The organism is Streptomyces carminius, assembly GCF_002794255.1.
Classification (GTDB): Bacteria; Actinomycetota; Actinomycetes; order Streptomycetales; family Streptomycetaceae; genus Streptomyces; species Streptomyces carminius.
In genome coordinates this window covers 2,501-28,459 of record NZ_PGGW01000063.1, presented here as the reverse complement: position 1 = coordinate 28,459, position 25,959 = coordinate 2,501, and the positions used below count along the sequence as shown (strand labels likewise).

General features: G+C 74.7%; 21 protein-coding genes (1 of these 21 running past the window's edge). 14 read left to right on the top strand and 7 right to left on the bottom strand.

Translation table 11 applies throughout. The annotated features are described in order from the left end of the window. Positions 1-173: 173 nt before the first annotated feature. Positions 174-1,424, bottom strand: a complete 1,251-nt coding sequence (locus CUT44_RS21880) for an LCP family protein (protein WP_100203638.1) — start codon at positions 1,422-1,424, stop codon at positions 174-176. A 219-nt stretch (positions 1,425-1,643) separates the two neighbouring features. Then, on the bottom strand, positions 1,644-2,405 hold the full coding sequence (locus CUT44_RS21875; RefSeq protein WP_100203637.1) for a TIGR03089 family protein: 762 nt from the start codon (positions 2,403-2,405) through the stop codon (positions 1,644-1,646). A 140-nt stretch (positions 2,406-2,545) separates the two neighbouring features. Between CUT44_RS21875 and CUT44_RS21870 the strand changes: the two genes are divergently transcribed. Continuing rightward, positions 2,546-3,991, top strand: coding sequence for a peptidoglycan recognition protein family protein (locus CUT44_RS21870; RefSeq protein WP_100203636.1), 1,446 nt, complete (start codon positions 2,546-2,548; stop codon positions 3,989-3,991). Positions 3,992-4,076: 85 nt separating this feature from the next. Next, positions 4,077-5,054 carry a DNA-3-methyladenine glycosylase family protein gene (locus tag CUT44_RS21865; RefSeq protein ID WP_100203635.1) on the top strand — a complete coding sequence of 326 codons (978 nt, stop codon included), beginning with the start codon at positions 4,077-4,079 and terminating at the stop codon, positions 5,052-5,054. 89 nt (positions 5,055-5,143) lie between these two features. On the opposite strand, the gene CUT44_RS21860 is transcribed toward CUT44_RS21865, so the two are convergent. The 3 genes from CUT44_RS21860 to CUT44_RS21850 form a co-directional block, all read right to left on the bottom strand. Next, positions 5,144-6,586, bottom strand: coding sequence for a coenzyme F420-0:L-glutamate ligase (locus tag CUT44_RS21860; RefSeq protein WP_100203634.1), 1,443 nt, complete (start codon positions 6,584-6,586; stop codon positions 5,144-5,146). Beyond that, positions 6,583-7,545, bottom strand: a complete 963-nt coding sequence (gene cofD, locus CUT44_RS21855) for a 2-phospho-L-lactate transferase (protein WP_100203633.1) — start codon at positions 7,543-7,545, stop codon at positions 6,583-6,585. Before cofD ends, CUT44_RS21860 begins: the two co-directional genes overlap by 4 nt. Before the next feature lie 97 nt (positions 7,546-7,642). Next, complete coding sequence (locus CUT44_RS21850; RefSeq protein ID WP_100203632.1) at positions 7,643-8,155, bottom strand: cysteine dioxygenase; 513 nt, start codon at positions 8,153-8,155, stop codon at positions 7,643-7,645. An 806-nt stretch (positions 8,156-8,961) separates the two neighbouring features. On the opposite strand from CUT44_RS21850, the gene CUT44_RS21845 reads away from it, so the two are divergent. From CUT44_RS21845 to CUT44_RS21835, 3 genes are all read left to right on the top strand, one after another. Further along, a complete protein-coding gene (locus CUT44_RS21845; protein WP_100203631.1) occupies positions 8,962-9,225 on the top strand; it encodes a WhiB family transcriptional regulator in 264 nt (87 codons plus the stop codon). Positions 9,226-9,601: 376 nt separating this feature from the next. Then, the gene (locus CUT44_RS21840) at positions 9,602-13,381 is read left to right on the top strand and encodes a glycosyltransferase family 2 protein (protein ID WP_100203630.1); all 3,780 of its coding nucleotides are present in this window, start codon (positions 9,602-9,604) and stop codon (positions 13,379-13,381) included. Further along, positions 13,378-14,976: a DUF5719 family protein gene (locus CUT44_RS21835; RefSeq protein WP_100203629.1), complete on the top strand. Its 1,599-nt coding sequence runs from the start codon at positions 13,378-13,380 to the stop codon at positions 14,974-14,976. Before CUT44_RS21840 ends, CUT44_RS21835 begins: the two co-directional genes overlap by 4 nt. A 48-nt stretch (positions 14,977-15,024) precedes the next feature. On the opposite strand, the gene CUT44_RS21830 is transcribed toward CUT44_RS21835, so the two are convergent. Continuing rightward, complete coding sequence (locus tag CUT44_RS21830) at positions 15,025-15,546, bottom strand: metallopeptidase family protein (protein ID WP_100203712.1); 522 nt, start codon at positions 15,544-15,546, stop codon at positions 15,025-15,027. Between the two features lie 353 nt (positions 15,547-15,899). Here CUT44_RS21830 and CUT44_RS21825 point away from each other — a divergent pair, with 353 nt between their 5' ends. The 8 genes from CUT44_RS21825 to CUT44_RS21790 all read left to right on the top strand — a co-directional run bounded on the left by CUT44_RS21825 (position 15,900) and on the right by CUT44_RS21790 (position 24,233). Then, positions 15,900-16,292 (top strand): DUF3499 domain-containing protein, encoded by a 393-nt coding sequence (locus CUT44_RS21825; protein ID WP_100203628.1) that lies wholly within the window; start codon positions 15,900-15,902, stop codon positions 16,290-16,292. A gap of 67 nt (positions 16,293-16,359) precedes the next feature. Continuing rightward, positions 16,360-17,721, top strand: coding sequence for a phosphomannomutase/phosphoglucomutase (locus CUT44_RS21820; RefSeq protein WP_100203627.1), 1,362 nt, complete (start codon positions 16,360-16,362; stop codon positions 17,719-17,721). Between the two features lie 181 nt (positions 17,722-17,902). Continuing rightward, positions 17,903-18,073 (top strand): Trm112 family protein, encoded by a 171-nt coding sequence (locus tag CUT44_RS21815; RefSeq protein ID WP_100203626.1) that lies wholly within the window; start codon positions 17,903-17,905, stop codon positions 18,071-18,073. A gap of 39 nt (positions 18,074-18,112) precedes the next feature. Continuing rightward, a complete protein-coding gene (locus CUT44_RS21810) occupies positions 18,113-19,285 on the top strand; it encodes an SIS domain-containing protein (protein ID WP_100203625.1) in 1,173 nt (390 codons plus the stop codon). Between the two features lie 92 nt (positions 19,286-19,377). Next, positions 19,378-20,625: a mannose-6-phosphate isomerase, class I gene (manA, locus tag CUT44_RS21805; RefSeq protein WP_100203624.1), complete on the top strand. Its 1,248-nt coding sequence runs from the start codon at positions 19,378-19,380 to the stop codon at positions 20,623-20,625. 71 nt (positions 20,626-20,696) lie between these two features. After that, a complete protein-coding gene (locus CUT44_RS21800) occupies positions 20,697-21,668 on the top strand; it encodes a cation diffusion facilitator family transporter (protein WP_100203623.1) in 972 nt (323 codons plus the stop codon). Positions 21,669-22,023: 355 nt separating this feature from the next. Then, a complete protein-coding gene (ahcY, locus tag CUT44_RS21795; RefSeq protein ID WP_100203622.1) occupies positions 22,024-23,505 on the top strand; it encodes an adenosylhomocysteinase in 1,482 nt (493 codons plus the stop codon). 113 nt (positions 23,506-23,618) lie between these two features. Further along, entirely contained in the window at positions 23,619-24,233 is a 615-nt protein-coding gene (locus tag CUT44_RS21790) for a hypothetical protein (RefSeq protein WP_100203621.1), read from the top strand. 62 nt (positions 24,234-24,295) lie between these two features. On the opposite strand, the gene CUT44_RS21785 is transcribed toward CUT44_RS21790, so the two are convergent. Next, the gene (locus CUT44_RS21785) at positions 24,296-25,270 is read right to left on the bottom strand and encodes an RDD family protein (RefSeq protein WP_100203620.1); all 975 of its coding nucleotides are present in this window, start codon (positions 25,268-25,270) and stop codon (positions 24,296-24,298) included. Between the two features lie 140 nt (positions 25,271-25,410). Between CUT44_RS21785 and CUT44_RS21780 the strand changes: the two genes are divergently transcribed. Further along, on the top strand, positions 25,411-25,959 hold the 5' portion of the coding sequence (locus CUT44_RS21780; RefSeq protein ID WP_100203619.1) for a stage II sporulation protein M. It continues 459 nt past the right edge of the window; the window shows 549 of its 1,008 coding nt (coding positions 1-549); it begins with the start codon at positions 25,411-25,413; the stop codon falls past the right edge of the window.

The window sequence follows — 25,959 nt, the reverse complement described above, 5'->3', positions numbered from 1 at the left end:
CTCACACTATCTGGCACTGTCCAGCCTCAAGCACCCTTCCCGGCAAGTTACTTTCCTCTCGAAACGGGCATTCCGCTGCATTATCGCGGTCCGGTGGGTGTGCTGTTTCTCTCGTACGCGCGCGCCCGCCCGTACGCTCGTCCGCGCGCTCGTCCGCACCCGTGTCCCCGTGGTCATCCGCACACGCTCCCGGTCGCGGCGGGCCGCCCGTCCACGGGGGAACCGGAGGGCCCGGACAGGCCGGTCCGGGCCACGGCGAACCCGGCTCCCGGGGCATCATCCCGCGGGGCACCGGAGGGACCTTCGGAAGCGGCCGGCTCGGAACCTGAACCGGAACCGGAATCGGTCCCGGAACCGGGGTCCGCCGGGGAGTCGAGGTCCTCCGGTACGGGCCGGTCGTTGCGCAGCGCCGTGAACAGGCGCTCGGCGTCCGGCTGCACCAGTTCGTCGCGGTTGGGGTTGTGGACGTACGGCTGCCTGGGCGCGGTCAGGAACCGCACCCGGTCCTCGGGGATCTCCCGCACGCTGCCCGCCAGGTCGTACAGCTCCTTGAGGGAGTCCAGCCCGGGGTCGGCGGTGAGCGAGGACGTCACCGCGTCCAGCACCGGGTAGAGCCTGGTGGGATCGGTCAGGATTCCCTCCCCGCGGACCTTCCGCACCAGTGAGCCGAGGAACTCCTGCTGCCGGGTCATCCGCTGGGTGTCGCTGCCGTCGCCGATGCCCTTGCGGGTGCGGACGTAGCCGAGTGCCTGCTCGCCGTCGAGCGTCTGCGGGCCCGCGTCCAGGACGAGTTGGGCGTCGGGGTCGTCCACCGGCTCGGCCAGGCACACCTCGACGCCGCCCACGGCGTCCACGAGCCTGGTGAAACCGGCGAAGTCGACGACCAGGTGGTGGTCGACCCGGACGCCGGTCAGCTTCTCGGCGGTGCGGATGGTGCAGCCCGCACCCCCGAGCTCGAACGCCCAGTTGAACTGTGCGAACCGTGGTTCGGTGGTGGTGCCGTCCGGCCGCTCGCACGCGGGGACGTCCACCATCAGGTCGCGCGGGATCGACACCCCGGTGGCGCCGGAGCGGTCGGCGGACAGGTGCAGCAGGATCGTGGTGTCCGAGCGCTGGGTGCCGCTGTCGCGGCCGTACCGGCCGTTGTCGCCGCCGCGGTCGTCGGAGCCGATGAGCAGGATGTTCTTCGCCTCGTGGACGATCTGCCGGGGGCGCTCGCTCTCGAAGCGCCGCAGTTGGTTGACGGCTCCGACGTCCGTGCGGATGTTGCCGTCGAGCCGGCTGTAGAGGACCCAGACCGCCCCGGCCGTCGCGAGCACGACGAACGAGGCCCCCAGCGCGGTCCAGCGCAGCCAGCGGCGGCGGGGCCGGAGCGGGGGGTCCGCCGGGGGCGGGCCCTCGGGTTCGGTCACGTCTGAGTTCATCCCTCACGCGGTCTACGTGGTCTGCCGTCTCCGGCGCGGTGGTGCACAGAAGTACGGTCGCCGGTCTTCAGTACAGACGGGCGAAAGGCGCATGAGGTTGTACGGGAGGCGTGAAAACCCGGCCGCACGACCGTGATTCGAGTGGGTGAGTGGGGGAATGCCGGTTATGCTCCCGGTGTTCGGCGGTGGCTGACCGGCGGACCGGCGGCCGGCCGGTGGTCAGTCGGCGGTGTGGGTGACGCGCTCACTCTTCCTCCGCTCCGCGAGCGCGGACGCGGCCGGCCCGTGGGAGTTGCGGCACAGCACGACCGAGCCGCCGGCGGCCAGCGGGGCGAACAGGCCGGCAGACAGTCCCTCCCAGGTGTCGTAGGGCAGGACCGACAGCAGCCGTGAGCCGGGGCCGAGCCCGCGTACGGCGGCGTCGGCCCGGGCCCGCTCGGTGATCTGCGCCCCGGTCAGCTCCTCGCCGCCGACCACCAGCGCGGGCGCGTCCGGATCGACGGGGGAGTAGGGGGTGAAATGGTCGCCCTGCCCCGGCACCTCGACCGCGTAGTCGGTGAAACCGTCCGGCGGCCGATGGAAGCGGGCGCCCAGCGGGCGCAGGCTGAGCGCGACGCGCTCGCCGGAGCAGGCGCGGGCGGCCTCCAGGGTGTCCGGGCCGCTGACGACGAGATCGGCGGCGGAGATCGCGTCGGGTCCGGGGTCCGGTTCGGCGACGACCCCGGTGGCGGAGCAGGCGAGCAGCCAGACCGCGGTCTGCCAGTGGGCGGGCAGCAGCAGGGCGAGGCGGTCGCCGGGCTCGGCGGACAGCTCGTCCCGCAGGAGGTTGGCCGTCTTCGCCACCCAATTGGCGAGGGTGGCGACGGACAGTTCGACGCGCTCGCCGGTGGCGTCGTCGTAGAAGGTCACCAGCGGGCGGGCGGCGTCCGCGGCGAGCGCGGATCGCAGCAGGTCGGCGGGGGTGTGGTCGGTGGTGTTCATCGGCGCCAGGGTACGCGGGCCGCCGCCGTCCGGCGGGTACGGGGACGGGGAGCGCCGCGCCGGAGGTACGGGGCGCCCGGGGTGGCGGCGCACCGGGTTCGGTTCGACAGATTTGTCAGCTTCTGCCCAGTATCGGTGCCATGCGTGCATTCATTGCGTCCTCGATCGCCGTCGCGTGCGCGGCGGCTGCCGTGCTGCCGCTGTCCGCCGCGGCGGCGGACAGCGGCAGCACGGCCCCGGCATCCGCCGCCGTCCACGAGACGACTTCCCGGCTGCCGGGGAGCACCCAGACACTGCCGCTCGTACCGCTGGAATCCTCCGGCGGGGACACCGGGGCCGGACAGTCCGGCGACCCGGTGCCCCTCGGCCTTCCGGCGCGCGACATCGAACCCTTCGCACTGCTCGGCGCGGTCTGGGACGACCCGGACGAGGAACCGCGGGGCCGGATCCAGGTGCGCACCCGGGCGGCCGGCACCGGCGACTGGTCACCCTGGCGGGAGTTGGAGAGCCACGCCGACAGACCCGATCCCGGCTCCGCCGAGGGCGGTGACACCGCACCGCGCGGCGCCACGGCCCCGCTGTGGGTCGGTGACTCGGACGGCGTACAGGCCCGCTTCCTGCCCGGGCCCGGCCCGGACGGCGATCCCGGCGGCGGTCCGGAGGGTGGTCCGGGCGATGACCCGGGTGCCGGTCCGGACGGCGGGCAACCGCTGCCCGGCGGACTGCGGCTGGACCTGGTCCACCCCGGCGACGACCCCCCTCCCGGCGGCGACTCCTCCGGCGCGCTCACCCCTCAGGACCGCGCCAGCAGCGCGGCCAACGCCGGTCTCGCCCCCCTCGGCGCCCTGGAGATCCCGGCCCAGGAGGAGGAGACCCCGGGCGGGGAGCAGCTCCGCGGCGGCACACCGGCGGAGCGCGGCACCGGCGGCCGGGACCGCGGGCCGGGCGTCGTCCGGGCCGAGAAGCCGTACGCCAGGGCGCAGGCCCCCATCGGGCCGCGGCCGGGCATCGTCACCCGCCGGGGCTGGGGGGCCGACGAACGGCTGCGCGGCTCGTTCCTCTACACGAGCACGGTCAAGGCCGCCTTCGTCCACCACACCGCGATGAGCAACTCCTACACCTGCGGCCAGTCCGGTTCCGTCATCCGCGCCATCTACCGCTACCACGTTCTCAGCAACGGCTGGCGGGACGTGGGCTACAACTTCTTCGTCGACAAGTGCGGAAAGATCTTCGAGGGCCGCGCCGGAGGCGTGGCCAGGCCGGTGAAGGGCGCACACACCCTGGGCCTCAACGACAACACCACCGGGATCGCCGTCCTCGGCTCGTACGGCGCCGCCAGGCCCACCCGGGCCGCGGTGGAGGGCGTCGCCAAGCTGCTGGGGTGGAAGCTCGGCCTGCACGGCGTCAACCCGCGGGGCACCGCGGTCCTGACCTCCGCCGGCGGCAAGTACCCCAAGGGGACGAAGGTCAGGTTCCGTACCGTCTCCGGACACCGGGACGGTTCGTACACCACCTGCCCGGGCGACCGGCTCTACCGCGAGCTGCCCGGCATCCGGACGCTGGCGGCCCGGCTCCAGGGCAGGTAGCCCCGGCCCGCGGGCTCCCGAAGCGCCGGGCGGCCGGCCGCCTACACTGGCCCGGCCGCCCGGCACCCAGAGCGGAGGTCCACCGATGGCAGCACCGCCCCCGCCCGCCGTCCGCCGCCCGGCACCCGAAGCCGCCGCGGCCGTCCGCCGCTGGACCCCGCCGGAGCCCTTCGACCCCCGCGACCTGCCCCGCAACCTGCGGGTGCTGGGACGCGGACCGTACGACCCCGCGTACCGGGCGGCCGGCGGCGCGCTCTGGCGCGCCACCCGCACCCCGTGCGGACCGGCCACCCTGTGCCTGGTGCCGGACGCCGCCGCCGGACAGGTGGTGGCCGAGGCGTGGGGGCCGGGTGCCGAGTGGGTGCTGGAGGCTCTCCCGGCCCTCCTCGGCGCCGGTGACGACCCGTCGGCCTTCGTCCCCCGCCACCGGCTGGTCGCCGAGGCGCACCGCCGCCGGCCCGGGCTGCGGCTGGCCCGCACCGGACTGGTGCTGGAGTCGCTGATCCCCTCGATCCTGGAGCAGAAGGTCACCACCGACGAGGCGTACCGCGCCTGGCGGCTGCTGCTGCGGCGGTACGGCGAGCCCGCGCCGGGCCCGGCCGGCCGGCTCCCCGAGGGGATGCGCGTGATGCCCGGGCCGCGTACCTGGGCACTGATCCCCTCCTGGGAGTGGCACCGCGCCGGGGTGGACAACAAGCGCTCCGCCACCGTGCTGCGCGCCGTCTCCCGCGCCCGGCGCATGGAGGAGGCGGCGGGCATGGACCTGGCGGCGGCGGTGACCCGGCTGACGGCCGTCCCCGGCATCGGCCCGTGGACGGCGGCCGAGACGCTCCAGCGCAGCAACGGCGCGGCGGACGCGGTGACGGTCGGCGACCTGCACCTGCCGGGCACCGTGGTCTACGCGCTCACCGGCGAGCGGGACGGCGACGACGCGCGGATGCTGGAACTGCTGGCCCCCTACGCGGGCCAGCGCCACCGCGCCACCCGGCTGATCCTGGCCACCGGCCGCCGCCCGCCCCGCCGGGCGCCGCGCTTCCCGCGCGGCGACATCGCCCGGCTGTGACGCGCGCCGCGCGGTGACGCGTTCGGACCCGGCCTCCGGCTTCCGGCTTCCGGTTCTCGGCTTCCGGGGAACCCGTACCGCGGGCGCGCTCAGCGGACGACGGTGAAGGCCTCGGCCGTCCGGGCCGGGCGGGGCCGGGGCGGGGCCGCCGGCCGCCCGACGGCCACCGCGCCCATCGGGTCCCAGTTCCCGGGCAGGTCCAGCACCTCGCGCACCACCTCGCGGCAGAACATCGTGGAGGACACCCAGGCCGAGCCCAGTCCCTCACCGGCCAGCGCGACCAGGAAGTTCTGCACCCCGGCCCCGGCCGCGACCACGAACATCTCGCGTTCGGCCGCCGAGCGCCGCTCGTCCGGGTAGTCGTGCGCCCCCTCGGCCACCAGGCACGGCACCGCCAGATACGGCGCGTCGCGCAGGACGTCGCCGCGCCGGATCCGCTTCGCGATGCTCTCCTCGCCCTTCCCGTCCGCGCGCAGGTCGGCGATCCACGCCTCGCGCATCGCGTCCAGCAGCCGGGTGCGGGTCCGTGCCGACTCCAGCAGCACGAACCGCCACGGCGTGGTGTGGTGCGGGGCCGGAGCGGTGACCGCCGCGGCCACCGCCCGCCGTACCGCCGCGCCGTCCACCGGCTCGGCGGTGAACTCCCGCACCGTGCGGCGCAGCGTCACCGCCTCCCGTACCGCCTCCGAGGTGCCCAGCCGGAACATGTCGGTGGCCGCGCCGCGGATCAGTGCGCGGGCCCCGGTGTCCCCGGACGCCTCCCCGGCACCTTTCCCGGCCTCTTCCTCATGGCCTTCCTCATGGTCCTCCTCGGCGGGGTCGTCCCAGCTCAGATGCTGGGGCAGACCGCGCACCACCGCGACCGGCAGCCCGTCGGCCTTGCCCTTCACCAGTTCGCCGGCCCCGGCCAGTTCGTCGCCGACCGCGGTGAGCGTCACCCCCAGCGGGTTGCCGTACATGTCGGCGGTGCCGCGCAGGTCCTCCAGCACCCGCACCCCGGCGGCTCCGACGGCCACATCGGTCTGGCCCTCGCGCCAGGGACGCCCGAAGGTGTCGGTGACGATCACCCCGACCGTCACGCCCAGCAGTTCCCGCAGGCCCGCGCGGATCCGGCGCGCGGAGGCGTCCGGGTCCTCGGGAAGCAGCAGCACCGTGCCGGCCGGGGTGTTGGAGGCGTCCACCCCGGCCGCGGCCATCACGAAGCCGTGCCGGCTCTCCACGATCCGCGCCGGGCCGCGCCGGGCGACCACCCGCACGGTCTCGGCGTCGACGGCGGCCTCCCGGTCGGCGGCCTCGACGATCCGCCCCTCGGCCTTGCTCACGATCTTCGACGTGACCACCAGCACGTCGCCGTCCGCCAGACCGGGCAGCCCCGGCCCGGTGGCCGCGTCGGCGATCAGCTTCACCAGGTCGTCGCCCGGCCGCACCTCGGGGATACCGGGCAGCGCCCACACCCGGTACCCCGGAACCTCCGGTGCCCGGTGCCCGGCCGGCCCGGCGGATCCGGCGGTCCCGCCCAGGGGATCCGTCATGCCCGTACCTCCCCGGCGAGCGCGAGCGCTTCGCGGGCCATCCCCGCGGCGGCCCCGGCGTCCGTCATCAGCAGCGGCACGGCGCGGCAGCGGATGCCCGCCGCCTCGACCCCGGCCACGGCGCCGGAGTCCGCGGTGTCCACCAGCCAGCCGTCCAGCAGTCCCGACCCGTAGTGCCCGGCCACGGCCGCCGCGGTGGACTCCACCCCGACGGCGGCGAGCATCTTGTCGGCCATGCCGCGCACCGGGGCGCCCCCGATGATCGGGGACAGGCCCACCACCGGCACTCCGGCGTCGGCGATCGCCTCGCGGATGCCGGGCACGGCCAGGATGGTGCCGATGCTGACCACCGGGTTGGACGGCGGGAAGAGGATGACGTCGGCACCGGCGATCGCGTCCAGTACGCCCGGCGCCGGCTTGGCCTGCTCGGCGCCCACCGGCACCACGGCCTGTGCGGGCGGCTCGGCCCGCAGCCGCACCCAGTACTCCTGGAAGTGCACGGCCCGGCGGCCGCCGTCCTCGGTCCCGATCACCACATGGGTCTCGACCCGGTCATCGGTCATGGGCAGCAGCCGCACGCCCGGCCGCCAGCGCGCGCACAGCGCCTCGGTGACGGCGCTGAGCGGATAGCCCGCGCCGATCATCTGGGTGCGGACGATGTGGGTGGCGAAGTCCCGGTCGCCCAGGCCGAACCACTCCGGCCCGACGCCGTACGCCGCCAGTTCCTCCTTCACAGTGAAGGTCTCGTCGGAGCGGCCCCAGCCCTGCTCCTCGTGGATGCCGCCCCCGAGGGTGTACATCACCGTGTCGAGGTCCGGGCAGACCTTGAGGCCGAAGAGATGGATGTCGTCACCGGTGTTGCCGACGACCGTGATCTCGGCTCCGGGCGCCGCCTCCTTCAGACCGCGCAGGAAGCGGGCACCGCCGATGCCCCCGGCCAGAACCACAATGCGCTGCATGCCCGACAGTCTCTCAGCAAGCGGCGGCCCGGGACGGAGGGGACCGCCGGGAGACCGCCGGAGACGGCCGGGACGCGCACGGCGCGCGGGGGAGCGGTCAGCCCACGGCCGTGTCCCGGCGGGCGGCCGGAGCCGCGCAGGTCAGGGTGTGCGGGGCGGTGTGCATCGGCATCTCGGTGAGGCCGGGGAAGTAGACGTGCAGGCTGACGGCCGGCTCCAGGGCGTCGTTGACGACCTCGTGCGCGTAGCCGGGCGCGAACACCCGCTGCGCTCCGGCGCCGAGTGTGCGGTCCCCGCGCGCGGTCCGCTCGGTCAGCTCGCCGTCGAGGACGGTGAGCACTCCGGAGGAGGGGCCGTGGTCGTGGGGACCGCTGCCCTGCCCGGGCACCCAGCTCAGCAGCCAGACCTCGTAGCCGGGGCCGGTGCGCAGCCGGTGGTACCAGCGGGTGGTGGCGTCGTACCGGACGAGCGGCGCCCAGCCGGCCCGGTCGGCGGTGATCGTCCGGGCCAGGCCGGCGAAGCCGGCGACGGTGGAGGGGTGGGCGGGGACGGGCGGCAGCAGGTGCGGCACGGCGAGCGGGTCGCCTGCGATCTCGACGTCGCTGTTCACGGTCGGGGATTCCTAGCGGGGGTGGGCGAGCGGGGGGGAACTGAGGAAACCAGTGGAAACCAGAGGGAAACAGAGGGAAGCCGTACGTGCCGGGAAGTGGCAGGGCCAGGCGGTGGAACGGCGGGAGGGAGCACCGGAGGCGAACGCCGGGGAGGCCGGAGGACCGGTGGGTTCACGAGCCTCACGGGAGGCGGCGCCTCGGCGGGTGCCTCAACGGCGGGCCCGGGCGGCCGGCTTCAGCGGCGACAGCTCAGCGGCGACAACAGCGGCAGCGAGTCCGGGCAGCGCGGAGGGCCCCGCAGTGGCGGGCCGGGCTGAGCGCGCGAATCGCTGGCATGACATCAAGAAGACCGGGTACCCCGTCCCGCTGTCAACCGGATGGCCCGTTCGGCGGGTGTGTTTCACCACATCCGGTTGGCAGGGGCGATGAAAGGTTTACACGGACGAAGATCGGACAGGTGGCGGATCATCCGTGCACTCGCGAACGCCGTTGCGGATCCGTGATCCAACTGTGATCATGCTTCCTTCGGCGCACGGCGGGCAACGCGGACGGACCCGCTCGCGTCCTCCCGGGCAGGGAGCTCTCCGGGAGGGCGGGTGAGCGAGATGTCCGTTCTGCCTGTCATAGTTTGTCGCGATATAAACACTAAATGCTAGGGCTTGGTTCCGGAGAGTGAATAACGGGCCCAATAGCAGATCTCGGCTTGACTCGGGTGGATGCACGCACTTGTAATTTCACTCGTGTCGTTCGGCTGGGAGCGATAACGACAGCATCACGGGGACGTAAAGACAGACGAGGGGCGCGCATGGCCGAGCTGTTCGAACAACTGCTGGTCGAAGAGGTGGAAGAGGAGCTCGGCTGGCAGGAGCGCGCGTTGTGCGCCCAGACCGACCCGGAGTCCTTCTTCCCGGAGAAGGGCGGCTCGACGCGGGAGGCCAAGAAGGTCTGCCTCGCCTGCGAGGTCCGCTCCGAGTGCCTGGAGTACGCCCTCGCCAACGACGAACGCTTCGGCATCTGGGGCGGACTGTCCGAACGCGAGCGCCGCCGTCTGAAGAAGGCCGCCGTCTGATCCCCGCCCACCGGCCCCCGTGCCGGCGGTCCGCCGGGGCGGACCGTCCGGCCGTCCCGCACCGGCCGTCCGGCGGACCGCCGGCCGGATTACCGGACAGGGACCCGCGCAAGCGGAAGAACCCCCATACCGCCCATATCGCTTCCGGTACGCCTCCCGCTCCGTGCGGGAGGCGTACTGCTGTGCGGAGCGCTCCGCGGCCGCCGTCCGGCCGGACCCCGGACGGCGGCCCCCGGTAAGCCATTAGTGTGGGTCCGTCCATGACGCAGCGGCCGCCCGCGTGGCCCGGCGCGCCTGGACCGGTCCACAGCAGTTCCGACGCAGCAGCCTTCCGGGGGGACGCCCCCCGGACCCCGGCCGGAGGGCCCCTACCCCGATGTCCGTGCACAGCCACCCGGCGGCCCAGTACGAGGCGGCCACAGCGGCGTTCGCCGCTTCCCAGTCCGCGTCGCACCGGTCTCCCGAGACCGCGGTGTCCGACCACGCCCACCTTCCCGAGTTTCCGCGCCACGTCGTCACCGCCGTGCTCGTCTCCCACGACGGTGCGCGCTGGCTGCCCGACGCGCTGGCCGGACTCGTGAACCAGGAACGGCCCGTGCAGAACATCGTCGCCGCCGACACCGGCAGCGCCGACGACTCCGCCCGGCTGCTCACCGAGACCCTCGGCCCCGACCGCGTCCTGCACCTCGCCCGCCGCAGCGGGTTCGGCGCGGCCGTCGACGAGGCGGCCCGCACCGCGCCCGTCCTCACCCCCGACGACCTGCCGTACCTCAAGCGGCCCAGCGGCTGGGACCCGGTCACCCGCACCTGGCGGGACGACGCCTACGACCTGCCCGAGCTGCCGCACGGCGAGCCCGTCCAGTGGCTGTGGCTGCTGCACGACGACTGCGCACCCGAGCCGGACGCCCTCGCCGAACTGCTGAAGGTGGCCGATGCCAGCCCCTCGGCCGCCGTCGTCGGACCGAAGCTGCGCAGCTGGTACAACAACCGCCAGCTGCTGGAGGTCGGGGTCTCCGTCGCCCACAGCGGGCGCCGCTGGACCGGCCTGGACCGGCGCGAGCAGGACCAGGGCCAGTACGACCAGGTGCGGCAGGTGCTGTCCGTCTCCACCGCCGGCATGCTCATCCGGCGCGACGTCTTCGAGGAGCTCGGCGGCTTCGACCGCAGGCTGCCGCTGATGCGCGACGACGTGGACCTGTGCTGGCGCGCCCAGGCCGCCGGGCACCGGGTGCTCGTCGCGCCCGAGGCCGTCCTGCGGCACGCCGAGGCGGCCTCCCGCGAGCGGCGGCCCATCGACTGCGTCGGCCGCTCGGTCACCGGACCGCACCGGGTGGACAAGGCGGGCGCCGTCTACACGCTGCTCGTCAACACCCCCGGCAAGTTGCTGCCCTGGGTCCTGCTGCGGCTGGTCGTGGGCACCGCGCTGCGCATCGTCGCCTACCTGGTCGGCAAGGTGCCCGGGCAGGCGCTGGACGAGTTCACCGGGCTCGTCGGCACCCTGCTGCGCCCCGGTCTGATCCTCGCCGCCCGGCGCAGGCGCGGCAGACCCGCCGTCGCCCACTCCGACCTGCGCCCCCTCTTCCCGCCGCCCGGCGCCACGGTGCGGGCCACCGTCGAGCAGGTCGCGGGAAACCTCGCCGGACGCTCCGACCCCGAAGCCTCCTCCGGCGGACGGCACGGTGCCGTCGAGACCGGTCCCGGCGACGACGACGCCGACTTCCTGGAGGTCGAGCAGTTCGCCCGGCTGAAGCGGATCGCCCGCCGGCCGGCGCCGGTGCTCTTCGCCGTCCTGCTGGTCACCTCGCTGGTCGCCTGCCGCAACCTGCTGGGCGGCGGCGCGCTGGCCGGCGGCGCGCTGCTGCCCGCGCCCGCCGAGGCCGCCGACCTGTGGGAGCGCTGGCTGAACGCCTGGCAGCCGGTGGGCACCGGCGGCACCGGAACCGTGCCGCCGTATCTGGCGGTCCTGGCCACCCTCGCCACCGTCCTGCTCGGCAGCACCGGCCTCACCCTCACCCTGCTGCTGGTCTGCTCGGTGCCGCTGGCCGGGCTCACCGCCTACTTCGCCTCCCGGCCGCTGGTCGCCTCCCGGCTGCTGCGCGCCTGGGGCAGCGTCGCCTACGCCTTCCTCCCGGCCGTGACCGGAGCCCTGGCGGGCGGCCGGATCGGCACCGCGGTCCTCGCGGTCGTCCTGCCGCTGATGGCCCGTGCGGCGGTCGCCGCCGCCGGGCTGCGGTCGTCCGGCGACAAGCCGTCCTGGCGGGCGGTGTGGGCCTGTGCGCTGCTGCTCGCCCTCACCACCGCCTTCACCCCCGTGGTGTGGCCCGTCGCCGCCGTGCTCACCCTGGCAGTCCTGGGGCTGCGGGTGCGGCAGGGCGCGTATCCGGTGGCGTACGCGGTCCGGGCCCTCGTCCTGCTGGCGGTGCCGCTGGTCCTGCTCGCGCCGTGGTCGCTGGAACTGCTCACCGACCCCTCGGCCTTCCTCCGCGAGGCCGGACTGCCGTACGGCGAGGGCGCCGCCTCCGCCACCGGTCTGCTGCTGCTCGACCCCGGCGGGCCGGGCGCGGTGGGCGGGGTGCTGTTCGCCGGTGTGGTGCTGGCCGCGCTCGCCGCGCTGCTGCGCGCCGAGCGGCGGACCGCGATCCTCGCCGCCTGGACCACCGCCCTGACCGGTCTGCTCTTCGCCGCTCTCGCGAACGGTTCCGGCTGGGCCGGCCCCGCCACCCTCGTCTCCGGCCTGGCGATGCTGACCGCCGCTGTGGTCGGTGCCGAGGGCGTGCGCGGCCGGGTCGCCGAGCAGAGCTTCGGCTGGCGGCAGCCGGTCGCCGCGCTCATCGGCGTCGCCGCCGCGCTGGGACCGCTTGCCGCCGCGGCGGGCTGGATGGTGGGCGGCGCGGACGGACCGCTGTCGAGGCGCAGCCCGGTACAGGTGCCGGCGTTCGTCGCGGAGGAGAGCGGCACCGGCGACCGGCCGCGCACCCTCGTCCTGGACGGCGCGGACGCGGGCGGTTCCACCGCGTCCGGGGGCGCGTCCCGGGTCTCGTACACCCTCGTCCGCGGCTCCGGCGTCCGGCTGGGCGACGGCGATCTGGCCCGTGCGGCGGGCGCCGACCGGCGGCTGGGCGAGATGGTCGGCAACCTGGTGGCGGGCTCCGGCGCGGACCAGGCCGGCCAGCTCGGCGGCTACGCGGTCCGCTACGTCCTGGTGCGCGACGGCGCCCCCCGGGACATCACCCGGGTACTGGACGCCACCCCGGGCCTGAGCCGGCTGAGCGAGCAGGACGACGGCGCGCTGTGGCGGGTGGACACCGAGGTCGCCCGGGTCACCGTCGTCCCCGGCGGGGAGCCGGAGGAGGGCGCGGCGACCGGTGCCGCCACCGACACCGCGGCCGAACCGGTGACCGTCGCGTCCGGCCCGGTCGAGGCACACACCGACGTCCCCGCCGGGCCCGGAGGACGGGTGCTGCGGATCGCCGAGGCGGCGGACGAGGGCTGGCGGGCCACCCTGGACGGACGTCCGCTGAAGCCGGTCACCGTGGACCGCTGGGCGCAGGGCTTCGAGCTGCCCGCCGAGGGCGGCCGGCTGGACCTGGTGCACGAGACTCCCGTGACCCACACCGCGTGGGTGTGGGCGCAGGGCTTCCTGGCACTGGTCGTCCTGGTCATGGCACTGCCGGGGCGGCGCCGCGAGATCGACGACGACCTGCCCGAGACGGTGGGCGCCGCGACCGTGCCCGACGAGCCGGTGGAGGGCGAGGGCCGCCGGGCCCGCAGACTGCGGGCGGCCCAGGAAGCGGCGGGCGGACCGCCCCCGGAGCCCGAACCCGAACCCGGACCCGAACCGGAGCCCGAATCCCGGCCCCAGGAGCCCCAGGAGCCGTACGTCGCCCAGCAGGGCCACGGCGGCTGGGACGAGCAGCGGCAGTACGCCGACCAGACCGATCCGTACGGCCGGGACCAGGGCCGGGGCGGGCAGCCCCGGCCCGAGTACGACGGCTACGGCGGCTACGGCTACGACTACGGCCAGGGTGGCCACGGCTACGGCTACGGTCAGGGCGGCCACGGCGGCGAGGAGTACGGCGGCTACGGCAACGAGGGCCACGGCAGCGGCTACGGCCAGGACGGCACCCCGTACGGCGACAGGAGCAACCAGGGATGAACCGCACCGTCTACTCCCTGATCGGCGTGGTCACCGCGCTGGCCGCCGTCACCGGCCTCGCCTCGCTGACCGCCCCGTCCGGCGAGTCCGCCACCGGCCCCGCCGCGGCGACCAGGCTGCCCGTGGAGCGTTCCACGCTGGTGTGCCCGCAGCCGACCTCCTCGGAGATCGGCGAGACGACCTACACCGCCTTCACCCCCAAGGGCGGAGCCGGGCGGGAGGCCGCCGGGAAGGGCTCGGCCGCCCTGCTGCCCGCCGCCAGCACCCTGGAGGGCGGCGGCCAGCGGAACGCCGACAACGCCGACAACGCCGACAAGGGCGACAAGGGCGACAAGAACGACAAGGGCGACGGGAGCGGCAAGAAGGCCGAGTCCGAGCAGGTCGTTCCGCTGAGTGAGCCCGGCAGGCCGGTCACGGCTGACACCGACGGCAGCGGCTCACCCGCGCTCACCGGGTCGGCGACCGGCCGGCTGGCCCCCGGCTGGACGGTCCAGCAGACCACCCTCGTCACCGCCGGCGTCGGCCGCGGGCTGCTGGGGACCTCCTGCACCGAGCCCGACACCGAGTTCTGGTTCCCCGGGGTGAGCACCGCCGAGACGCGCTCCGACTACATCCACCTCGTCAACCCCGACGACACCCCGGCCGTGGTCGACCTGGAGCTGTACGGCGAGGACGGCTCGGTGCGGACCGACAGCGGCCAGGGCATCAACGTCCCCGGCCGCGCCACGATCCCGGTGCTGCTCTCCACGCTCTCCACGGAGCCGGTCACCGATGTGGTCCTGCACGTCGTGGCGCGCGCCGGCCGGATCGGCGCCCAGGTGCAGGCGCTCGACGAAAAGCTCGGCGGCGACTGGCTGACCGCCTCCGCCGTCTCCCGCGGCACCCTGGTGCTGCCCGGTGTCCCGGCGGACGCCACCGGGGTGCGGCTGATCGCCTTCGCACCCGGCGACGCGGACGCCGACCTGAAGGTGCGGCTGGCCACCCCCACCGGCTCGATCACCCCGGCAGGCCAGGAGAACCTGCACGTCAAACGGGGTATGACCGTGGCCGTGGACCTCGGCGACCTCACCCGGGGCGAGGCCGGCTCCCTGCTGCTCGGTCCGGCCGAGGAAGGCGGGGACGCCCCGGTGGTGGCGGCGCTCCAGGTGCTGCGGGGCAAGGGGGGCGACCGGGAGATGGGCTTCGTCCCCGCCACCGGGCCGGTCCGGGAGCGGGCGTCCGCGGCGGGCGGCGACGCGGCGGCCACGGACGACAAGAAGGGCGAGGCGGCGGCGCTGTCGCTGGTGGCACCGGAGAAGGGCGCGAAGGTGCGGGTCACGGCCTCGGCGGGCAGCGACGGCGGCGAGCCGGTCAGCAAGACGTACACCCTCAAGGGCGGCACCACGACGGCCGTCGACGGGCTGCGCCCGCAGGGCGGCAAGGGCCGGTACGCGCTCACCGTCGAGAAGCTCTCGGGCGGGCCGGTGCACGCCGCCCGGACGCTGACGCGGACGGAGGACGGCGTTCCGATGTTCACCGTGCAGACGCTGCCGGACGACCGGAGCACGGTGGCGGTGCCCGAGGCCGAACAGGACCTGTCCGTCCTGGTCGACTGAGGCCGGGGCCGCCGCGCGGGCGGCCCCGGCCGGACGGCCTGCCCGGCCTCAGTCCTGTCCGTAGCGCGGGTCGATCGACTCCGGGGCCAGCCCCAGCAGTTCGGCGACCTGCTCGACGACGACCTCGTGGACGAGCCGCGCCCGGTCGTCGCGTGTCCTGGAGCGCAGTTCGACGGGGCGCCGGTAGACGACGACGCGGTCGGGACGGGAGTCCCGGGCCGTCTCGTGCCGGCCCAGCGGCACGCCCCCGTCGCCGTCCGCCCAGCCGTCGCCCCAGCCGTCCGGCCCGTCGCCCGGCGGTCTCCCGTCCGGCCCGCCGAACCGGTCGCCGTCCGGGCGGGGCAGCCGGACGGGCGGCACCTCCCGCACGACGAACTCCACCCCGGACAGCTGCGGCCACTGCTTCTCCAGCCGCTCCGCGGAGTCGCGCACCAGATCGTCGAACACGTCGGCACGGCTCACGGCCAGGGGCACCTGGGGCGGGGCGACCGGGCCGCGCATGCCGCGCCCGTGGCGATCCCGGCGACGCGGTCGCGGATCGGGCAGGTGGGGCGGTACGGGGTTGCTCATCACCATGAGAGTAGCCGTCCGCCGGGCGGCGGCGACCCCGGACGGCCGGTGCCCGCCCGGCCCGGCCCCGCACCGCTGTGGCGGTGCGGTTTCGGTCATCTCCTCGATCGGTGATCGCTCCTTGGTGACGGTATCCGAACGAAGAGGTAACGGCCCCGGCGGCCCCCGCAAAACGGGGCTTTCCGGCACGTGGCGGGCCAGCCGGGCCGCCGACCGTACGCGCGGTTCCGGCGCACCGGTGCGAGACGCCGGCGACGCGACGACGACACAACGACGGCACAACGACGACACAAGGGGGTGAGCTCCCGGGGAGTCGTCGCGGCCCGCTCAAGAGTGCGGTACCGTCCAACGTCGTGAGCCCTGTACGTCGCTGTTCGCGCACCGCGTGCGGCCGCCCCGCCGTGGCGACGCTGACGTACGTCTACGCGGACTCCACCGCCGTTCTCGGCCCGCTGGCCACCTACGCCGAACCGCACTGCTACGACCTGTGCGCGGAGCACTCGGAGCGGCTGACCGCGCCGCGCGGCTGGGAGGTCGTCCGCCTCGCCGTGGACCCCGGCCCCGCCCGCCCCAGCGGCGACGACCTCGAAGCCCTGGCCGACGCCGTGCGCGAGGCCGCCCGCACCCCCCAGCGCCGGGGCCCGGCACCGGACGGCCCGCCCGGCCCCGGGGGCGGGCGCGGCCGGGATCTGACGGAGGTGGCCAGACGCGGCCATCTGCGGGTGCTGCGTTCCCCCGAGAACTGATCCGTTCCGGTTACCTTTGGGCAGTCTCCGGACACTCCAGAACCGGATACTCCAGAAGGGGTGGACTGTGCCTGATCTGTCGCAGCTCGTGAAGGCCTACGACGTACGCGGTGTGGTGCCCGACCAGTGGGACGAGGCCCTGGCCGAACTGTTCGGAGCCGCCTTCGTCCAGGTCACGGACGCCGCAGCGATCGTCGTCGGACACGACATGCGCCCCTCCTCGCCGGGCCTGTCGCGGGCCTTCGCCCGGGGCGCGGCCGCCCGCGGCGCCGACGTCACCGAGATCGGTCTGTGCTCGACCGACCAGCTCTACTACGCCAGCGGCAGCCTGGACATGCCCGGCGCGATGTTCACCGCCAGCCACAACCCCGCGCGCTACAACGGCATCAAGATGTGCCGGGCGGGCGCCGCCCCGGTCGGCCGGGACACCGGGCTGGCCGACATCCGCGCACTGGTGGAGCGGTGGGCGGAGACCGGCGCACCGGAGCCGGTGGAGAAGCCGGGGAACATCGCACAGCGGGACGTCCTGGCCGACTACGCCGCCCACCTGCGCTCCCTGGTGGACCTGGCCGCCATCCGCCCCCTGAGGGCCGTCGTGGACGCGGGCAACGGCATGGGCGGCCACACCGTGCCCACCGTCCTGGCGGGCCTGCCGGTCGAACTGGACGCCCTCTACTTCGAGCTGGACGGCACCTTCCCCAACCACGAGGCCGACCCGATGAACCCGGCCAACATCGCCGACCTCCAGGCCCGGGTGCGGGAGACCGGTGCCGACATCGGCATCGCCTTCGACGGCGACGCCGACCGCTGCTTCGTGGTCGACGAACGCGGCGAGCCGGTCTCCCCGTCGGCCATCACCGCCCTGGTCGCCGCCCGCGAGCTGGCCAAGCACCCCGGCGGCACGGTGATCCACAACTGCATCACCTCCTGGTCGGTGCCCGAGGTCGTGAAGGAGGCGGGCGGCACCCCGGTGCGCACCCGGGTCGGCCACTCCTTCATCAAGGCGGAGATGGCGCGGACCGGCGCGATCTTCGGCGGCGAGCACTCGGCGCACTACTACTTCCGCGACTTCTGGAACGCCGACACCGGCATGCTCGCCGCCCTCCACGTGCTGGCCGCGCTCGGCGGCCAGGAGGGCACCCTGTCCGAGCTGGTGGCGCAGTACGACCGCTACACCGCCTCCGGGGAGATCAACAGCACCGTGGACGACCAGGCCGGCCGCGCCGCCGCGGTGAAGGAGGTCTACGCCGCCCGCGAGGGGCTGGAGCTGGACGAGCTGGACGGGCTGACGGTCACCGCGCCCGGCGAGTGGTGGTTCAACCTCCGCCCCTCCAACACCGAGCCGCTGCTGCGGCTGAACGTCGAGGCACGGGACGCGGCCACGGCCGCCAGGGTCCGCGACGAGGTGCTGGCCGTCGTCCGCGGCTGACCGCGCCCGGCCGGGGACGGGGCCGCCCCGCCCCCGGCCGTTCCTCCCGCGCCACCCGCCGTGCCACCCGCCGCCGGGGTGCGCCCCGGCGGCGGTACGCTGACCGCACGGCCACCCCGGCCGTTCGACGACCGCAGTGTCCGAGCACCTCCGACGAGCACCTCCGAAGGGACCACGCCCCATGCCGCTCGAAGCCGGCCTCCTGGAGATCCTCGCCTGCCCGGCGTGCCACGCCCCGCTCCGCGAGGAGGGCGGCGAACTGCTCTGCCAGGGCACCGAGTGCGGGCTGGCGTACCCCGTCCGCGACGGCATCCCCGTCCTCCTCGTCGACGAGGCCCGCCGCCCCGCCTGACTGTCCGCCCGAACGCCCCGGCGACCGGAGAGGCCGCACATGCTGGACGAGACCCTGCTCGACGCCCCCGAGGCCCTGACCGGAGCCGACACCCACGGTCTGCTGCGCGGGGCCGCCGCGGCCGGCGCCCGTGTCCGTACGGCCGTCCGGCACGCCGACGAGGCGGGTCTGGGGGAGCTGCGTCCCGACGGCCGTCCCCGTGCCCTCCTCGTCGCGGGCACCGGGCCCGCCGTGAGCTGCGCCGCCGACCTGCTCGGCGCCTTCGGCAACGGCGCCGTCCCCGTCACCCTCCTGCGCCCCACCGGCTCGCTGGCCGACCCCGGTGCCCTGCGCTGGACCCTGCCCGGCTGGGCCGGGCCGCTGGACCTGCTGCTGGCCGTCACACCCGACGGCGACGAGGGCGGTCTGTCCGGACTCGTCGAGCAGGCGTACCGCCGCGGCTGCACCGTCGTCTCGGTGAGCCCCGCCGGCACCCCGCTGGCCGAGGCGACCGTCCAGGCCCGCGGCCTGACCGTGCCGCTGGCGGCGGCACCGGGCGAGGAGTACGAGGGCCCGGACCCCCGCGACGCGTACCAGCGGCCGCGCTCGGTCCCGCACGCCGCCCCCGGCGTCCTGTGGGCGCTGCTCACTCCGCTCCTGGTGCTGGCCGACCGGCTCGGCCTGGCCGCCGCCGAGCCCGCCGGGCTCGCCGCGCTGGCCGACCGGCTCGACCGGGTCGCCGAGCGCTGCGGCCCCGCCGCCGCCACCTACGGCAACCCCGCCAAGACCCTGGCCGCCGAACTCTCCGACGCGCTGCCGCTGCTGTGGAGCGAGGGCACCGTCGCGGACGCCGTCGCCCGCCACTGCGCCACCACCCTCACCGCGCTCGTCGGCAGCCCGGCGCTGGCCGCCGAGCTGCCCCAGGCGATGGCCACGCACGGCGCCCTGCTCAGCGGAGCCTTCGCGGGCGGCGACGACGGGGACGACTTCTTCCGCGACCGGGTGGACGCGCCGGAGACGCTGCGCGCCCGGGTGGTCCTGCTGCGCGAGGGCCCGCCGGCGGCCGACTCCGCCGCCGTCGCCGCCCGCGACCTGGCGTACGGGCACGGCGCCCCGCTCAGCGAGCTGGAGCCGGGCGAGGGCAGCAGCCCGCTGGAGGCCGCCGCCGAACTGCTGGCCACCGTGGACTTCACCGCCGTCTACCTCCGGATCGCCGGCGGCGCGCGGCCCTGAGGGCCGCCCCGACTGCGACCCGGACCCGGCACGGCAGAACGTCCGCGACCTCCGAACCCGACCGGCCGAGCGACCAAGGACACCGATCCGGCATGGACCTCCTCACGAACACCGTGCGTCCCTACGCCTGGGGCTCCACCACCGCCATCCCCGAACTGCTGGGCACCGAGCCGACCGGCGAACCACAGGCCGAGCTGTGGATGGGCGCCCACCCCGGCGCGCCGTCCCGGATCGTCCGCGGCGGAGTGGAGACCTCCCTGCCGGAGGTGATCGGGGCCGACCCCGAGGGCGAGCTGGGTCCGCAGACCGTACGGGCCTTCGGCCCCCGGCTGCCCTTCCTGCTCAAGGTCCTGGCCGCCGCCGCCCCGCTCTCCCTCCAGGTCCACCCCGACCCCGTCCAGGCACGGGAGGGCTTCGCCGACGAGGAGGAGCGCGGCATCCCGCTGGACGCCCCGCACCGCAACTACAAGGACGCCAACCACAAGCCCGAACTCATCTGCGCCCTCACCCCCTTCACCGGCCTGTGCGGTTTCCGCAGCCCCGGACGGACGGCCGACCTGCTGGAGGCGCTGGAGGTCGGCGGGCTCAAGCCGTACGCGGACATCCTGCGCGCCCGCCCCGAGGACGAGGCGCTGAGCGAGGTGCTGACCGCCGTGCTGTCGGCCGACCGGGAGGCGATGGCCGGGACCGTCGAGGAGGCGGCGCGCGCCGCCCGGCGGCTGGGCTCGGCCGAAGGGGGCGACGGTCCCGCCGCGCGGACGTACGCCGCCTACGCGGACATCGCCGGCCACTACCCGGGCGACCCGGGCGTGGTGGCCGCGATGCTGCTCAACGTCGTGCGCCTGGAGCCCGGTGAGGCCCTGTACCTCGGCGCCGGGGTCCCGCACGCCTACCTGTCCGGCCTGGGCGTGGAGCTGATGGCCGACTCCGACAACGTGCTGCGCTGCGGCCTCACCCCCAAGCACGTGGACGTCCCCGAGTTGCTGCGCGTCGTGCGCTTCGAGCCCACCGAGCCGCGGGTGCTGCGACCGGTGGCGGGACCGGACGGCGAGGAGGTGTACGAGGCACCGGTGGAGGAGTTCCGCCTCTCCCGCCACGTCCTGACGCGGCCGGACGCGCCGCGCCCGCTGGACGACCGCGCCCCGCAGATCCTGCTGTGCACGGCCGGGGAGGTCACGGTGCGGACGGCGGACCGGACACCCGGTGAGGACACCGGCCGGGACACCGGTGAGAACACCGAACTGACCCTCACCGGCGGCCGCTCGGCATTCGTCCGGGCGGGTGAGCGTGTGACGATCTCGGGCGGCGGTACGCTCTTCCGCGCGACCGTGGCCCGGTAGCGGGCCGCACGGCCGCGGTCCGGGTACGGGCGCCACCGAGACCCACTGTCTTCCAGGAGAGTCCCTCTGTCATGAGTGCATCAGGCGGTACCAAGGCGATCGTCGCCGCGCTGGTCGCGAACATGTCCATCGCCGTGGCCAAGTTCACGGCGTTCGCCTTCAGCGGCTCCTCGTCGATGCTCGCGGAGGGCGTCCACTCCGTGGCCGACTCGGGCAACCAGGCACTGCTGCTGCTCGGCCGCAAGCGGTCGGAGCGCAAGGCGAGCGAGGAGCACCCCTTCGGGTACGGGCGTGAGCGCTACATCTACGCCTTCCTCGTCGCCATCGTCCTGTTCACCGTCGGCGGCCTCTTCGCCCTCTACGAGGGCTACCAGAAGATCAGACATCCGCACGAGCTCGACCACTGGTACTGGCCGGTGGGCGTCCTGGTCTTCGCGATCATCGCCGAGATCTTCTCCTTCCGCATGGCCATCAAGGAGTCCAACGAGGTCCGCGGCACACAGTCGTGGACGGCCTTCGTCCGGCGGGCCAAGGCACCCGAACTGCCGGTCGTACTCCTGGAGGACCTCGGCGCCCTGGTCGGCCTGATCCTGGCGCTGGGCGGCGTCGGCCTGGCCCTGCTGACCGGCGATCCGGTGTGGGACGGCATCGGCACCCTCTGCATCGGCGTGCTGCTCATCGTCATCGCCGTCATCCTGGCCTTCGAGACCAAGTCCCTGCTGCTGGGCGAGGGGGCCGACCCGGCCGCGCTCGGCCAGATCCGCGGGGCGCTCGTCGACGGCGAGACGGTCACCCGGATCATCCACATGCGCACGCTCCACCTCGGCCCGGAGGAGCTGCTGGTCGCCGCCAAGGTGGCGGTGGAGAGCCACGAGTCGGCGGCGGAGATCGCCCGCGCGATCGACGAGGCCGAGACCCGGGTCCGCGCGGCGGTGCCGATCGCCCGGGTGATCTACCTGGAGCCGGACATCTACCGGACCCAGGCCGTCGCCGCCGACGCGTCCGGTACGTCCGAAGCGTCCGACGGAGCCGGGAAGGCCTGAGACGCCCCGCAGCCCTGCGGGTGCGGGGGCGGGCGGCGGACCGTGGCCGGAATCCTCCGGCGTCCGCCGCCCGCCCCCGCGCTGCTCCGGCCGGGTGACGCCCCGAGCGTGTAAATTCGACAGGGCACAGACGTCGCTGCTGATGGCGGTCGGGCGGCCGGACGGGCCGACCGAGGGAGAGAGGGCCTCCGACGGACTGCGCTGCGGTCAGGGGACACGTACGCCCGTACCGTGCGGTGCGTACGAGCCGACGGCACACGGCATCACAACGGCCGGGTGTCCGTCCGTGCACGCCTGCCCGCCGCCGCAGACCAGCCAGCCGTACACCTCGACCGATTCCGAGGAGCAGCCTCTTATGACGACGACCGACGGCCCGACCGGCGCACCGGCCGCCACCACCCGTGACTTCAAGGTCGCGGATCTCTCCCTGGCGGCGTTCGGCCGCAAGGAGATCACGCTGGCCGAGCACGAGATGCCCGGCCTGATGGCGATCCGCCGCGAGTACGCCGAAGCCCAGCCGCTGGCCGGCGCCCGTATCACCGGCTCGCTGCACATGACCGTGCAGACCGCGGTGCTGATCGAGACCCTGGTCGCGCTCGGCGCACGGGTGCGCTGGGCGTCCTGCAACATCTTCTCCACCCAGGACCACGCCGCCGCCGCGGTCGCGGTGGGCCCCGACGGCACCCCGGACGACCCGCGCGGCGTCCCCGTCTTCGCCTGGAAGGGCGAGACGCTGCAGGAGTACTGGTGGTGCACCGAGCAGGCGCTGACCTGGCCGGACGCCGCCAGCGGCGGGCCGAACATGATCCTGGACGACGGCGGTGACGCCACCCTGCTGGTCCACAAGGGGGTCGAGTACGAGAAGGACGGCGCCGTGCCCGACGTGGCCGGCGCGGAGAACGAGGAGCACCGGGTCGTCCTGGAACTGCTCACCCGCACCCTCGCCGAGAGCCCGGGCAAGTGGACGCAGCTGGCCTCGGAGATCCGGGGGGTGACGGAGGAGACCACCACCGGTGTGCACCGGCTGTACGAGATGCAGCGCGGGGGCACCCTGCTCTTCCCCGCCATCAACGTCAACGACTCCGTCACCAAGTCGAAGTTCGACAACAAGTACGGCTGCCGCCACTCACTGATCGACGGCATCAACCGGGCCACCGACGTGCTCATCGGCGGCAAGGTCGCGGTGGTGTGCGGCTACGGCGACGTGGGCAAGGGCTGCGCCGAGTCGCTGCGCGGCCAGGGCGCCCGGGTGATCGTCACCGAGATCGACCCGATCTGCGCCCTGCAGGCGGCCATGGACGGCTACCAGGTCGCCACGCTGGAGGACGTGGTGGAGACCGCCGACATCTTCGTCACCACCACCGGCAACAAGGACATCATCCTGGCCGAGCACATGGCGCGGATGAAGCACCAGGCGATCGTGGGCAACATCGGCCACTTCGACAACGAGATCGACATGACCGGCCTGGCGAAGCTCCCCGGCATCGTCAAGGACGAGGTCAAGCCCCAGGTGCACACCTGGACCTTCCCCGACGGCAAGGCCATCATCGTGCTCTCCGAGGGGCGGCTGCTGAACCTGGGCAACGCCACCGGGCACCCCTCGTTCGTGATGTCCAACTCCTTCGCCAACCAGACGATCGCCCAGATCGAGCTGTTCACCAAGCCCGACCAGTACCCGACCGGGGTGTACGTACTGCCCAAGCACCTGGACGAGAAGGTCGCCCGCCTCCACCTGGAGGCGCTGGGCGCGAAGCTGACCGAGCTGCGCCCGGACCAGGCCGAGTACATCGGCGTCCCCGTCGAGGGCCCGTACAAGCCCGACCACTACCGCTACTGACCCGCCGCCGCCTCCCGGGCACAGCCCGGGAGGCGGCGGACGGCGGAACGCGCACGACAGCCGTCAGGCCCCCGCTCCACGGCGGGGGCCTGACCCGTGAAGGACGACCCACCATGCCCCGCGGCCGCTACTCGCTCCACGATCCGTACGACCACACCCCCCTGGGCGAGGAGCACTTCCAGTGCGCCCCCGGCCCCACCGGCTGGCGCTACGTCTCCCGGACCACCGCGCCCTCCGGCGACCACACCGGCTCCCTCGACCTCACCCTGGACGACCTCGGCCGTCCGCTCCGCCTCGAACTGCGCACCGCGCACTGGCAGGTCCGCGGCGCCGCCCTGGACGGTGTGACCTGGGTGCGCACCGACCCGGCCGGCGAGCGGGCACAGGAGGGCAACGCGCCCGCCCACGCCTTCACCGGCACCTCCCCCGCCTTCCTCGTCGCCGCGGCCCGGCTGCTGCGCCCCGAGCCCGGCACACCCGCCACCCGCGTCCGCCTCGTCGCCTTCACACCCCCCGCGCTCGCCCCGCGCACCCTCGACCAGACCTGGGAACTGCTCGGCAGCGAAGCACACGCCACCGACAGCGGGCCGCTGACCGTGGACGGCTACCGGGTCGGCGACCCGGAGACGGGCGAGGCGCACACCGTCCACATCGCCGGGGACGTCGTCCTGGCGGCCCCCGGCGTCGAGCTGGAGGACCTGGAGTCCCCGCCCTCGGCGTTCACCTGACCGCGGGCACCGGACGGACCGGTGGACCGGCGGACCGGACCGGCGGATCAGGCCGCGGTGGATCAGGCGGGCGGCACGAAACCGGTGCGCCGCTCCCCGTCGCCCGGCCCCTCCCGCTCCGGGCCACCGGCGGACGGCGGCTGCCCGGCGGGCGGATCGGGCCGCACCGGCGGCACCGGCGGCACCGGAGACACAGTCGGCGGCCCGGACGGCACCGGGGGCGTGGGGAAGGGCGACCCGGAACCGTCCTGTCCGGACGCGGTACCGCCCGGCCGCCCCGCCTCCGGCCGGGCTCCGAACGCCCGCCGCGCGTCACGCGCCTGCCGCTCGGCCACCACTGCGGACAGATACGTCGCGGGCGGCATCCCCGCGGGCACCGGCGCCCCCGTACAGGCCGCGAGGTCGGCCGCCAGCCGCTGTGCCATGGACCAGCCCACCTGCGGGTCCAGTTGGTCCACCCGCAGCAGGTACTGCCGTACGGCCAGCCACAGCGCCTCCGGCACCCGCGACAGGTCCAGCTCCGCGAAGTGCCCGGCCAGCCCGGGCGGCGGAGGCGGTACCGGTGCCGGCCGCGCCACCGGGATCCGCTCCCGCACCACCAGCGTTCCGGCGAACACGTCCCCGAGCCGCCGCCCCCGCGCGGACACCAGCGAGGCGACGCACGCGACGACCCCCACCGTCATCTGGATCTCGACGAAGCCCAGTGCCCCGCGCACCAGCGCGTGCCGGAAACGGATCGGCCCGCCGTCCTCCCGCACCACCCGCAGTCCGCACACCAGCTTCCCCAGTGAACGGCCGTGGCTGAGCGTCTCGACCACGACCGGCCCGCCCATCAGCACCAGCACCAGCAGCGCGACGGCCACCGCCGCCGTGGCGGCCTCGTCCAGCGAACCGGTGGCCGACAGCAGCGCCATCGACAGGGCCAGATAGACACCCCACAACACGACCAGATCGATGAAGACGGCCAGCGCCCGGCTCGGCAGCCTCGCGGGCCGCAGCCCGAGAACCACCGCATCACCCGTCACGAGCTGACTCACCCGGTACGCCCTCCTCGCCCTCGCCGCCGACCGGCACACACCCCACACACGTACCCCGGACACGGACAGTCTGCCGCCCGCGTCCGTCCCGCCGCCAAGCGGCCCACGCCCGGTCGGCCGTGATCTGCGAAGCTCTCCCCATGGACCTCGATGTCTTCGTCACCGCGCACCGGTCCGAGTGGGACCGCCTGGAGGAGCTGCTGCGCCGCCGACGCCGCCTCACCGGTGCCGAGGCGGACGAGCTCGTCGCCCTCTACCAGCGCACGTCCACCCATCTGTCGCTCGTCCAGTCCAGCGCGCCCGACCCCGCGCTGACCGGCCGCCTCACCGGACTCGTCGCCCGGGCCCGCAGCGCGGTCACCGGCACCCGTCGCGCCGGCTGGCGGGACGTGGGGCGGTTCTTCGCGGCCGGCTTCCCCGCCGCCGTCTACCGTGCCCGTCACTGGTGGGTGCCGACGGCCCTGCTGTCCACCCTGGTCGCCGTCCTCATCGGCTGGTGGATAGGCACCCACCCCGAAATCCAGTCCGCCATCGCCGCCCCGGACCAACTCCGGGAGCTGACCCGCCCCGGCGGCCAGTACGAGACGTACTACTCCAGCCACCCGGCGGCCTCCTTCGCCGCCCAGGTGTGGACGAACAACGCCCAGGCGGCGGCGATCTGCCTGATCTTCGGTGCCTTCCTCGGCATA

Coding starts and splice junctions, on each gene's coding strand:
- CUT44_RS21880 (WP_100203638.1), bottom strand. CDS start 1,424: ATGAACTCAGACGTGACCGAACCCGAGGGCCCGCCCCCGGCGGACCCC.
- CUT44_RS21875 (WP_100203637.1), bottom strand. CDS start 2,405: ATGAACACCACCGACCACACCCCCGCCGACCTGCTGCGATCCGCGCTC.
- CUT44_RS21870 (WP_100203636.1), top strand. CDS start 2,546: ATGCGTGCATTCATTGCGTCCTCGATCGCCGTCGCGTGCGCGGCGGCT.
- CUT44_RS21865 (WP_100203635.1), top strand. CDS start 4,077: ATGGCAGCACCGCCCCCGCCCGCCGTCCGCCGCCCGGCACCCGAAGCC.
- CUT44_RS21860 (WP_100203634.1), bottom strand. CDS start 6,586: ATGACGGATCCCCTGGGCGGGACCGCCGGATCCGCCGGGCCGGCCGGG.
- cofD (WP_100203633.1), bottom strand. CDS start 7,545: ATGCAGCGCATTGTGGTTCTGGCCGGGGGCATCGGCGGTGCCCGCTTC.
- CUT44_RS21845 (WP_100203631.1), top strand. CDS start 8,962: ATGGCCGAGCTGTTCGAACAACTGCTGGTCGAAGAGGTGGAAGAGGAG.
- CUT44_RS21840 (WP_100203630.1), top strand. CDS start 9,602: ATGTCCGTGCACAGCCACCCGGCGGCCCAGTACGAGGCGGCCACAGCG.
- CUT44_RS21835 (WP_100203629.1), top strand. CDS start 13,378: ATGAACCGCACCGTCTACTCCCTGATCGGCGTGGTCACCGCGCTGGCC.
- CUT44_RS21830 (WP_100203712.1), bottom strand. CDS start 15,546: ATGAGCAACCCCGTACCGCCCCACCTGCCCGATCCGCGACCGCGTCGC.
- CUT44_RS21815 (WP_100203626.1), top strand. CDS start 17,903: ATGCCGCTCGAAGCCGGCCTCCTGGAGATCCTCGCCTGCCCGGCGTGC.
- CUT44_RS21810 (WP_100203625.1), top strand. CDS start 18,113: ATGCTGGACGAGACCCTGCTCGACGCCCCCGAGGCCCTGACCGGAGCC.
- manA (WP_100203624.1), top strand. CDS start 19,378: ATGGACCTCCTCACGAACACCGTGCGTCCCTACGCCTGGGGCTCCACC.
- CUT44_RS21800 (WP_100203623.1), top strand. CDS start 20,697: ATGAGTGCATCAGGCGGTACCAAGGCGATCGTCGCCGCGCTGGTCGCG.
- ahcY (WP_100203622.1), top strand. CDS start 22,024: ATGACGACGACCGACGGCCCGACCGGCGCACCGGCCGCCACCACCCGT.
- CUT44_RS21790 (WP_100203621.1), top strand. CDS start 23,619: ATGCCCCGCGGCCGCTACTCGCTCCACGATCCGTACGACCACACCCCC.